Genomic DNA, 9,835 nt, shown 5'->3' on the forward strand with positions numbered 1-9,835 from the left:
GAAAAGTATCGTTATCTTTTTCAATGCGCAAAGGAAAGCAATGATTTTGATTCATTTATGAAATTCGCAGTGTAGTTTTGTGCAATTTTTCAAATTTGCTCATTTATAGTTGTTAAATTAAATAATGAAACAGAAAATAGTCATTTTGATAGAACATATTAACTATAAATAATCAGAATTTGAATAGTGAACTTTTTACACTGAAATATGTACGATTCTAATAATGACATGAACTTATGGAAACGTATTGCGGATACTTTGTGAACTTTATCCTGATACAATGATTATGCTGATGAAAGAAGGCATAGATAACTGAATACAATAAAGAGACGAAAGCCTCAGTAGTTAAGAAAAAACTACTGGGGCTTTTTTTCGTGCCTGAATTTCTCAGCCAATAACTGCGGGCGTATCCCGGCAGGATAAAGGCGGAGCAGGCATGATCCTAAACAGAGGTCCGCCTTCTGGATTTGAAACGAGCAACGAGATTTCAAATTCAGGAGGAACGGATATGTATATTGAACATCCATATTTTTATGAAGGAAAGTATTACGCAAATATTGATGGAGAAATGATCAAGATTACAAAAGAAGTTGCGTATGCGATGAATAATTTTTACAGAAGTAGCAAGGCAAAAAAAGTTGAGATTAAGAACGAGCTGGGGAAGTCGTGGATAAGATGCTGCGGGAGGTACCTTACAGTGGACAGTCTATTGATGGAGAAGGATTCATGTACTTGACACATCCACATATCCTGAGACATACAGGTTGTACAAGAATGGTAGAAGCCGGAATTGATCCAAGAACATTACAGGATATTATGGGTCATGCTTCTATGAAAATGACAATGGAACTGTATAATCACGTTACAGACGAACGTTTAATGAATGAAATCCTTTTGTAATAATTCACTACACCAAATTCAATCTAAAATAGCTTGAAAACGGCTTTACTACACCAATTTTACACCAAATGTATACCAATATATAAGAAAACACATAGAACTACGAAGTCCAATAGAATCATAACATAGCATTAAATATCTCCAAAAATCCAGTAAAAATACACAAATTGTAAAAATTCAATAAAAATTCACAAAAAAGCGTAAATACCACTTGTGTTTTTGAATAATATGCACTATAATATATAACATATTAATTGAAGTTTTTAGTCAAAATTAATATTATATGTGTCTAAGGAGGAAAACAGCATGGTTGAACTGATTGTAGGAAAGAAAGGCAAAGGCAAAACAAAAGTACTGTTAGATAAAGTAAATGGTGCAGTTAAAGAGGCAAATGGAAGCATTGTCTACTTAGACAAGAGCACAAAACATATGTATGAACTCAATAACAAAGTACGTCTCATTGATGTATCCGGATTCCCGATTAAGAATGCAGATGAATTTGTTGGATTTATCTGTGGTATCCTTTCTCAGGATCATGATCTTGAACAGGTATATCTTGACAGCTTCCTTAAAGTAGCAAAACTGGAAGATAAAGATATTACAGGTACTCTGTCACAGTTAGATGAGATTGGTAAACAGTTTAACGTTACTTTTGTAATCAGTGTATCTTTAGACAAAGAAGAAGTTCCTGAAGCGTTCCACGATAAGATTGCAGTGGCATTATAATTAAATAAACAGGAAAATAAGCCTTTAATAATACTTGATACTAAAAACTACATAACGTAAATAAAAGGATATCTGCCAGTATATTTTGTAATCAGCGGATATCCTTTTTAGTTGCATTTTGTGACTGTACCTGTTATCATGAAGAAATAGCATATATGAAAGAAAGATTTAGAAGCAATAAATTAATGAAACTGCAAAATTGCTATTTGACTATGAGCAAATAGCAAAGCGGATAATTTATCTTTATGACTAAAATAGTGAGCGAAATAAAAGGAGATTAACATGGAAGAACTGTACAGAGCAATTGAAAAGAAAATTAAAGATGCCGGATACCCAAGAGCTATTTCCGGTGAAGCGGTTTACGGAGATATATGCGATCAGATTGAAGGAAAAGAGAACGGATCCTATGTTTTACTTTCTAAATTCGAGGATGATGTTATCTTTGAATATCACATTACGGTTATGGATGAAGAGTTTAATCTTGGTGTACTGACAATGCGTACTTCGGAAGGTGTATTTGAGACGGATTTTGATGAATAAAGATATTCGAAAATCACTTTTACAGGAAAATAACAGATATAGTTTATGATTACAACAGGCGGACTAAAATCCGTCTGTTTTGTTTTTGAAGAAAAGAATACGAAAGGTAAAACATATCTATATGAAAAACAGAAAATTAAGGCATGTCAGAGCAGCACTAAAAATAGTTTTGGTCGGTGTGATATGCATTGGAGGATTATTTGCTGTAAGAGAAATCTATGTGGATGATCCAGGAAAGCTGTTGGTGGAATATATGGATCATGTTGAAAAACAGGAATATTCTCAGATGTATGCTATGCTTGATCATGAAAAAAGCAATATTTCTACAGAGGAAGATTTTACTGAAAGAAATTCCCGAATATATGAGGGAATCGAAGTCTCTGATATTTCTGTACAGAATACTAAGGTAAAGAAAAAATGGAATGGGGAAGCTGTATTGTAGCTATGTTGTTTATGAATAGTACAGTAGAAAGCAGAACTTCAGACCTGAAATATGTTCCGGATCAATCTATAAAAGAGAATTGGGACGGAACTATTATACTGACTGTAAATGCGGTATGTGATTTAGTTACATGCAGTGATGCGGTTATTACCAGTGAACTGACACTTAAACTTGATGAGGATGAAAATTCAGGGTATAGTGGAAAGTTTAAATATATGGGAAATAAAGTTGTAGGTAACATAGGCAGTGAGGTGCCTGAATATCAATACAGAATAAAATAACAGATCTGTTATTTGGGGTAGAATATCCAGAAGATAGATAGTAAAAGATATATGAAATTAAGAGTAAAAAGTTTCTGAGATGAGGTAAACTTTTTACTCTTGTTTTATGCGGGATTTCAATTTTGATATAGATGAAATAATCTATTTACGCATTTACGCCATCAGCAGGTTTACAGATAAAGAAATCCTAGGCAGCAGTCATCAGACGTGAATTGCTCTTATCATAGAATGCGAAAGCTGTTTATACAGAATCAATCTTCACGTAAATGTACTGCAGTAGCTGCTTTACGGCGTCTGGCATCGTCCATGGCTGCGTAATGTTTCTTAGTGGTATTTACATCTCTATGGCCTAATACATCAGCTACAAGGTAAATATCGCCGGTTTCCTGGTACAGAGCAGTACCATAGGTGCTGCGGAGTTTATGAGGGGTGATTTTCTTGGTGGTCGTGATAGCACGGGAATATTTTTTAACCAGATTTTCAACAGCCTGAATTCCGATTCTTTTTCTCTGGGTAGAATAGAAGAGAGCATGCTCATGTCCGGCTACAGGAACGATATTTTCACGGACCTCAATATATTTTTTTAAAGCTCTTTCTACTTCAGATCCAAAATATACAACCATTTCGTTGCCGCCTTTTCGGGTGACTTTAATTCCATTATTTTTAAAATCTACATCCTCGATATCCAGTCCTACACATTCAGATACACGGATTCCCGTGCCAAGCAGGAGAGTAACGATCGCCAGATCACGTTCCTTGGTCTTCTCATAATAAACACGTTTCTGACCGGTAAGTTCATCGCCACAGTGCTCTATATAATCCAGAAGCATGGCGACTTCATCGGCATCCAGACGAATGATGCTTTTTTCGTGGGTTTTTGGAACGTCAATAAGAACAGTTGGATTAGTCTTAATAAATTCATGTTTATAATAATATGCATAGAAACTTCTCAATGCAGAGATTTTTCTTTTTAATCCACGTTCCCCATTTGTTTCAGTTTTGTCCCCATTTTTGTAGACTTTCAGATATTCCTGATATTCTTCAATATCAACAGCCTTAAGCTGGTCCAGAACATCTACAGTGAAATCCTTCATGGAACAATCTTTAAAAGCAGGATTTTCATCCAGCAAAAACTGGAAAAAGATGCGGATATCATATGCATAGGAAATTCGCGTTTTGGTGGTAGTAAGCGGATCCATAGCACGAAAATAATCCTTACAGAAATCAGGAAGTGTTTTTAAAACAGCACGAAGCTTCAGGATATTCAGAATATCTGTTTGCTCATGGTAAGTGACTTTTTTGTTATCATTATAATCAGTGAAATTTTCCATTGAAAAACTCCTTATGCTATTGAAAGTTTTATTATAACTCTATATTAACATAAAAATAGAAAAAGTGCCAAGTGAGAAATATGCAGTTTGACTATTTGGATGTGAATAATTATGACTATACAGGTAAAAAGAAAAATGTCATAAATAAAATGTTGAAGATTATGTCTGGACAGTTACGACATGATATACCACGAAAGTGGCTTTTAAGCAAGATCTATATGAAAAACTCGCGTTTGTCGTATAGATGACGACAACTCCAAATCACTACTATTTACAGAAAAATGAATCTGACCGTTTCTGTAAGTAATTATTTCAATAAATAATATAACTCAAATTATAAATTAAATAAAATAGAGAGGCTTGAGGCCTCTCTATTACTTATCATAAATACAATATCTGATATAGAACTGTAAGTCCTATACCTTAATTCTGCAAATATGCATACAGAATAATAATTAGAGTCATAACAATGAAATAAATACCTAGCTTTATATATTTTTTTCGTAGTTTAATTAAACCGTGCTTTGGCTTGTTTTGGCGTTTTAGGTATTTCTCATAGATATATTCATTTCTGGCTTTTTACACAGCTTTGCGTTCCAGATATTCTTTGGCACGTTTCTTTAGAGCTCGTTCTAGTTCTGAGTTATGTAATGGATTTTGGTTATTTGTGCTGTTCATATGCCGGTTTTATTCTTTATAATATATAATACAATGATATTTTATTTCAAAATATCCTCTTTTTTATCTAAGATAACTCCACCAGCTGTGCATGCCGGGCAAATACAGTATTTGGCGCCATTTTCTTTAGCGGCCTGTGCCTGTGAAACCATGTGTTTTGCCTGATCTGCGCCGAAAACCTGCTCTCCTTTTTCTGAGCATGCGAAGGCAATCAGGGAATCAATGGATAAAACATCAGCTTCCAATTCAGTGAGATATTCCTGTGTTACCTTTGCTTCTTCTGGGGTGTTCTGGGAATCAAGCCATTTCTGGGCCAGATCCTTTAAACCCTGATAACAAGAAGGTGCACTGATCAGTTCTTTGTTAGATAGACAAAATAAATAGAAAAGTCTACTTAACGGGGATTTTTTGTCATTTGTCATGCATTACTTACAATTGTTGATAATAAGATCCAGTTCAGGAACTTCTTTCTTAACAGAAATCAGTTTCCCATTTTTGAGAAAGCAATGTCTGGAATAAGCAGTTGTACAGATTTCGTTTTTGGTTATATTGAAAAATTGATAATTAAATTCAAGAGAAATTCCATTATATTTCTTAATGCTGACACTAATCTGGATTTCATCATCAAAAGAAACCTGTTTCTTGTAAGCAACAGAGATTTCTACAACAGGAGAAATAATTCCCATCTCTTCTACTCTCTTATAGCTGAATCCCATTTGATTCATATAGCCGATTCTAGCCTCTTCCATCCATTTTACATAGTTGGAATGATGGATGATCCCCATCTGATCTGTTTCATGATATTGTGCTTTTCTGTAGTATGTATATGTCTGTAGTGATTCCATAAATTTACCTTTTATTTCTTATTATTTAGTCTTATTTTAGTCAAGCGGAGAAAATCATCCTGTTCATAACCGGAGTCAAACGCATATTTGAAATCCAATTCGCTACTTGCTCATAACCCAATAACTGCACCGCAGTTTATTTGATTAAATAAATATTCTCTGACAGGTGAAGCTGCTTGAGTATTGCTTACATATCATTACGTTAAGTGACCTATGAAGGCTTTTTAACATAGTCTAAGGGATTCTGATTTACACCATTTACCATAACACCAAAATGGAGATGTGGTCCGGTACTGTTTCCGGTACTTCCTACATATCCGATGATATCACCTTTTGATACTTTATCTCCAACGCTGAGCTTCGGATTAAATTTAGATTGATGCATATATTCGGTTACGAGTCCTTTGTTATTATGATTGATTTTTGTATAATATCCTGCACCGCCTGAAGCAGAAGGTGATAACATAGCGACGATTGTTCCAGAGGCAGCTGCATAAATAGGAGTACCTGTTGGCGCAGGGATGTCGATTCCTTTATGATTGGTAGATCCGATACCTCCTGGAGACTGACGATATCCAAAATAGCTGCTGATGTAAGAATAACTTGAATTCAAAGGCCATCGGAAGGAAACACCATTCTGATAACCAGGGATAAGCGCACCATTGTCTCCAACATAATTATCATCGTCAATCCATTGATTAGTTGCCAGAACACCTGTGGAGGAATTAAGATAATACTTCTCTCCATCTACGGAAATCCATCCTGTTTCGCGCTGGCATGTAGAAGGATTCATATAATACTTCTTTCCATTTACGGTAAGCCATCCGGAAGCAAGAACTCCATTAGAACCGGCGTAATAATGTGCGCTGTTTTTGGTAAACCATTTACTGCAGGCAAGTTTTCCGTCTGATTCAAAATAATATCTCTTTCCAGAAGAAGTTTTCATGATTACGTTATCATAACGGATACCATTTGTCTTCTTGAAATAATATTTATATCCGTTAATTGTTTTCCATCCTGTCATCAGTTTACAGTCTGATTTACGGAAATAGCGGTAATAGGAATCAGGTTTATAGAAACCGTTGACCAGTTTTCCGTTAGAGGCAGCGTAATAATAAGAACCATCTGTTTCTTTATACCATCCGCTTCTGACAAGCTGGCCAGTATTTCTGTTAAATGAATACCAGTTATTTTTGATTTTCAGCCTGCCTTTTGCCATAGTACCGTTTGCCTGAAGGTAGTAAGTGGAACTGTCGTTTTTTCGGAAACAGTTTCTGTACATTTTACCTTTGGTACTGAAACAATAATATACACCATTTACTTTATGAAAACCGGAACGGATTACGCCATCATTCCAGAAATAATATTTATTTCCGGCAGGGGTAGTGATCCATCCAGTATACATATATCCTTTTTTCTCATCGAAAAAATATGTTTTTCCATTTATAGTCTGCCAGGTAGTAAGCATTTTCCCCTTTGAATTAAAACAGTATTTCTTTCCGCTGATCGTGAGGATTCCCGCTTTTGCAGCACCTGTTTTTCCGAAATAATATTTATTTCCGGAAGCGCTCTGATACCATCCGGTAGCTTTTTTTCCATTTTTGTCATAATAATACCAGTTTCCGTTTTTCTTTACAAAGCCAATCTGCTTTTTTGCGACAGTTGCAGCTTGAACAGACGCTGCGGAATAATGTACAGATCCAATACACAAGATAAGTGCCAGGATAAACAGACAAACTGGCAAATTTAACTTTTTCTTCATAGCATTCTCCCAAGATACCTGATCCGGAAATCCGGACTGGAATCATAAAATTGATTCATCAAGAATAATGGTAAAAGGTCCGTCATTTTCCAGTGAAACTTTCATGTCCGCACCAAAGATTCCATGTTGTACGACAGGTACTCTCTTTGCGGATTCAGAAAGCATATATTCATATAATTCATTTGCCATATCAGGAGCTCCTGCGTTTGTAAAGCCCGGGCGATTTCCATGTTTACAGTCAGCATATAAAGTAAACTGGGAAACCATAAGTAATTCTCCATTTATATCAGCCAGAGAAAGATTTGTCTTTCCATTAGCATCTTCGAAGATTCTAAGACCAAGAAGTTTTTTCAGATATTTATCAGCAATTGCTCTGGTATCGTCATGTCCTACGCCGATAAAAACCAGTAGACCCCTTCCAATCTTTCCACATATTTTATCGTCTACAGCTACCTGTGCATGATTTACACGCTGAATCAGTAATTTCATTTGTTGTTTTTCTCCTGTTTTGATTTGAATTGATGGTATTTATTTTTTAAAACAGTCCATGCTTTTTCTAAATATTTTCCTATGAAATGAAGGAACTGTAAAATATATTTCCAGATAATAAAAACAAATCTGGAAACAGGATTCCATATTTTCATAAAGAAATTATTTCTGTTCTTTGCAAGTCTTTCCGGCGAAATTTTACGTTCTTCTTTCTGGAGAGGGAGAGCTTCGCCGGTTTTGGCATCCAGACAGTCAATATTTACATAGTCCTCTTCTTCTACAGGCATTTTTCGATTACTCAGTGAGTGACTGATCAGTCGGCACACCATTGCATAAAGAACAGCAAATACAGGAACACCTGCGATCATTCCAGGAATACCGAACAATCCTCCACCAATTAAGATGGCAACAATGACCATAAAACTGGAAAGACCTGTTGTTTCACCGAGAATCTTCGGACCAAGGATATTTCCGTCAAACTGCTGGAGAAGCAGGATAAAAATTGCAAAATACAGACCTTTGATAGGATCTACCACCAGGATTAATAAGATACATGGAATAGCCCCGATATAAGGTCCGAAGAACGGAATGACATTGGTTACGCCGATGATCACACTGACAAGAATCGGAAAAGGCATGTGTAAAAGCAGCATACCGAAATAGCATAAAACTCCGATAATAGCTGAGTCCACCAGTTTACCATAAATAAAACCGCCAAAGGTTTTATGAGTAAAACGCATGGAATGAATCAGCAGATTGGCCCATTTATGAGGAAATATGGCGTATACCAACATTTTGCTCTTAGCAACAAATTTCTCTTTGTCTGCCAACACATATAAAGCAACAATCGCACCGATCAGGAAATTCTTCATAAAAATCAGAATGTCAAAAATGCCGGCAGAGACATTTTTAAGCATATCCTGCATCTGCGGCAGGATATTGGTAGTAAGATAGTCCTGAGCTTTGGTTGAATACTGATTGATCATATCGATCATGTCAGAATTCATATTCCATCCATGTTCAACAAATGAATTTAGCCATTTCTCGATAACTTTCACATAATACGGAAAGCTGTAAATAATGCTCATGATACTTCGGATTAACTGCGGAAGCACCATCATGATCAATGCATAAATGATGACCCAGAATAAAAACATAGAAAAAAGAACACATGTCCATCGAATGGCCCGTCTTCCTTTCTTCTGTAACTGAATATTCCGTTTTTTTAATTGTGGGTAGATTAATTTCTGCTCAAAAAGATTGACCAGTGGACTGAGAATATAAGCAAGGATTACACCATAAATAATAGGAGCCATAATTCCCAGAAAAGTTTTAATACCTACGATCAGGGTCTTCATATGAAAAATGCCGTAATAAAACAGCATACTGGCGGCAATCACCAGAAAAGCAGTTACACCCCAGTGTAAATATCGGTTGTCCCAACGAAATTTCATAATATCCTCCTTTTAAATATGGTACGATTATAACATTTTTTTTAAGCGCTGTCTTTAAATTTCATAAAATTTTAATATATATTAGAAAAATGTTATTACTAGAGCGTGTTTGAAAAATCATTCCCGCGATCTGCACGCTCTAGTGAACCATAAGAAAATGTTGGTTAGTGTTTATAAAATGAAAATATAGAAGACATAATGTTGTTATTGTTAACTGATTCGGACAAAAGAGAAAATACTAGAAAGGACAGGGACTTTATTGACCGTTTGACATTTATCGGTGAAGTAAAATACCTGTCCTTTTATAGAACTTTTTTTGAAGCTTCTTAAGCCTATTTATTCTTTGTAGAATCGAAAATTTCAATTGCCTGGATGATTGCTCTGGTA

13 protein-coding genes are annotated in these 9,835 nt (G+C 35.4%); 6 read left to right on the forward strand and 7 right to left on the reverse strand.

What is annotated here, in order from left to right:
* Positions 1–436: 436 nt before the first annotated feature.
* From ACTNES_RS17155 to ACTNES_RS17180, 6 genes are all read left to right on the forward strand, one after another.
* The gene (locus tag ACTNES_RS17155; RefSeq protein WP_441040193.1) at positions 437–736 is read left to right on the forward strand and encodes a hypothetical protein; all 300 of its coding nucleotides are present in this window, start codon (positions 437–439) and stop codon (positions 734–736) included.
* Positions 727–900 carry a tyrosine-type recombinase/integrase gene (locus ACTNES_RS17160; protein ID WP_441040194.1) on the forward strand — a complete coding sequence of 58 codons (174 nt, stop codon included), beginning with the start codon at positions 727–729 and terminating at the stop codon, positions 898–900. Before ACTNES_RS17155 ends, ACTNES_RS17160 begins: the two co-directional genes overlap by 10 nt.
* 306 nt (positions 901–1,206) lie before the next feature.
* Positions 1,207–1,626: a twitching motility protein PilT gene (locus ACTNES_RS17165; protein ID WP_441040195.1), complete on the forward strand. Its 420-nt coding sequence runs from the start codon at positions 1,207–1,209 to the stop codon at positions 1,624–1,626.
* 282 nt (positions 1,627–1,908) lie between these two features.
* Positions 1,909–2,166, forward strand: coding sequence for a hypothetical protein (locus ACTNES_RS17170; RefSeq protein WP_441040196.1), 258 nt, complete (start codon positions 1,909–1,911; stop codon positions 2,164–2,166).
* A gap of 121 nt (positions 2,167–2,287) precedes the next feature.
* A complete protein-coding gene (locus ACTNES_RS17175; RefSeq protein WP_441040197.1) occupies positions 2,288–2,608 on the forward strand; it encodes an NTF2-like N-terminal transpeptidase domain-containing protein in 321 nt (106 codons plus the stop codon).
* 2 nt (positions 2,609–2,610) lie between these two features.
* On the forward strand, positions 2,611–2,889 hold the full coding sequence (locus ACTNES_RS17180; RefSeq protein WP_441040198.1) for a DUF6070 family protein: 279 nt from the start codon (positions 2,611–2,613) through the stop codon (positions 2,887–2,889).
* Positions 2,890–3,140: 251 nt separating this feature from the next.
* Here the strand turns inward: ACTNES_RS17180 and ACTNES_RS17185 are convergent, their stop codons facing one another.
* The 7 genes from ACTNES_RS17185 to ACTNES_RS17215 form a co-directional block, all read right to left on the reverse strand.
* Complete coding sequence (locus tag ACTNES_RS17185) at positions 3,141–4,220, reverse strand: tyrosine-type recombinase/integrase (RefSeq protein ID WP_291817048.1); 1,080 nt, start codon at positions 4,218–4,220, stop codon at positions 3,141–3,143.
* Positions 4,221–4,939: 719 nt separating this feature from the next.
* Positions 4,940–5,320, reverse strand: coding sequence for a molecular chaperone Hsp90 (locus ACTNES_RS17190; protein WP_441040199.1), 381 nt, complete (start codon positions 5,318–5,320; stop codon positions 4,940–4,942).
* A 3-nt stretch (positions 5,321–5,323) separates the two neighbouring features.
* Complete coding sequence (locus tag ACTNES_RS17195) at positions 5,324–5,743, reverse strand: acyl-CoA thioesterase (RefSeq protein WP_291806832.1); 420 nt, start codon at positions 5,741–5,743, stop codon at positions 5,324–5,326.
* A 211-nt stretch (positions 5,744–5,954) separates the two neighbouring features.
* Positions 5,955–7,505, reverse strand: a complete 1,551-nt coding sequence (locus ACTNES_RS17200; RefSeq protein WP_441040200.1) for a peptidoglycan DD-metalloendopeptidase family protein — start codon at positions 7,503–7,505, stop codon at positions 5,955–5,957.
* Between the two features lie 42 nt (positions 7,506–7,547).
* Complete coding sequence (gene dtd, locus ACTNES_RS17205) at positions 7,548–7,994, reverse strand: D-aminoacyl-tRNA deacylase (protein ID WP_291806826.1); 447 nt, start codon at positions 7,992–7,994, stop codon at positions 7,548–7,550.
* A complete protein-coding gene (locus ACTNES_RS17210; RefSeq protein ID WP_291806823.1) occupies positions 7,991–9,448 on the reverse strand; it encodes an AI-2E family transporter in 1,458 nt (485 codons plus the stop codon). Before ACTNES_RS17210 ends, dtd begins: the two co-directional genes overlap by 4 nt.
* Before the next feature lie 61 nt (positions 9,449–9,509).
* Positions 9,510–9,584: a hypothetical protein gene (locus tag ACTNES_RS17215; RefSeq protein ID WP_441040201.1), complete on the reverse strand. Its 75-nt coding sequence runs from the start codon at positions 9,582–9,584 to the stop codon at positions 9,510–9,512.
* Between the last annotated feature and the right edge of the window lie 251 nt (positions 9,585–9,835).

Source organism: Blautia sp. HCP3S3_D9, from assembly GCF_052063845.1.
In the GTDB taxonomy this organism is placed as follows: Bacteria; Bacillota; Clostridia; order Lachnospirales; family Lachnospiraceae; genus Blautia_A.